Genomic DNA, 1,082 nt, shown 5'->3' with positions numbered 1-1,082 from the left:
CTTCCTGCCGCCCCCGGGCGGCGTGGCCGCCACCGCGGAGGCCGTGCCGCTGCGCCGCCGCTTCGACGGCGCCGTGGCGGTGGAGGACGCGGCGATGGCGATCGCCGCCAGCATCGCGGTACTGGCGCAGGCCCGCCGCCAGGTGCTGATCCACAGCCGCATGCTGGATCCCGGCCTGCTCGACGATGCCCGCGTGCTGGAGCAACTGCGCCGCTTCGCGGTCGCCGCGCATGCCAAGCAGGTGCGTGTTTTGCTGCACGACGCGGCCGCGCCGCAGCGCGTCGGCGCCCCCTTGCTGGCGCTGGCACAGCGCTTGCCCAGCGTGTTCCAGTTCCGCGAAGTCAGCGATCCGGTGGACCGCAGCGACGCCACCGCCTACCTGGTCAACGAGGGCGGCGGCTACTACTTCCGTGGACTCGGTCACCGTTACGACGGCGAGACCGACCTGCTCGGTGGCGGCCGCGCGCGCCAGTTGCGCGCCACCTTCGAGCGGGTCTGGGAGCGCGCCCGGCCCTGCAGCGAACTGCGCGCACTGGGCTGGTGAGGCGGCCGCGACCACGCCGCAACTGCCACGGATGAACCGGGATCGGCCTTGACCACGCCGAATGCACACCCCGGCTGGTTCATGGGGGTATAATTTTTGCGCTTGATTACGCCCGCGCGGCCCTCGCGTCCGCCGGTTCCTGCCGCAAGCCACCCCAAACAAAGCGACCGCACCCCACCATCGTGGACAATCTACTCAAGCAGTTTGCGCAGTCATCGCAACTCGCCGGCGGCAATGCCGCCTATATCGAAGACCTGTACGAACAGTATCTGGTCTCTCCCGACAGCATCGATCCCAAGTGGAAAACCTACTTCGACGGCTTCCAGGGCCGCGATGCCGGTGACGTCCCCCACTCGGCGGTCATCGCCCACATCGCCAGCGCCGCGCGCCAGGCCGCCAACAGCGGCACCGGCCCGAGCGGCGACGAGCGCGAGCGCCATGTCGGCCGCCTGATCACCGCCTACCGTTCGCGCGGCCACCTCGGCGCGCGGCTGGATCCGCTGGGCCTGACCCCGCCGGTGAACCCGCCGGACCTGGG

General features: G+C 70.8%; 2 pseudogenes. Both read left to right on the top strand.

The window, feature by feature from the left end:
* Positions 1-544, top strand: a pseudogene (locus tag D588_RS0109565) (GNAT family N-acetyltransferase); the annotation flags it as partial.
* Between the two features lie 182 nt (positions 545-726).
* Positions 727-1,082 (top strand): annotated as a pseudogene (gene sucA, locus D588_RS24390) (2-oxoglutarate dehydrogenase E1 component); the annotation flags it as partial.

The sequence above is a fragment of the Xanthomonas sp. SHU 308 genome (genome assembly GCF_000364645.1).
Lineage (GTDB): Bacteria > Pseudomonadota > Gammaproteobacteria > Xanthomonadales > Xanthomonadaceae > Xanthomonas_A > Xanthomonas_A sontii.
This window is presented reverse-complemented; position numbering and strand designations above follow the sequence as displayed.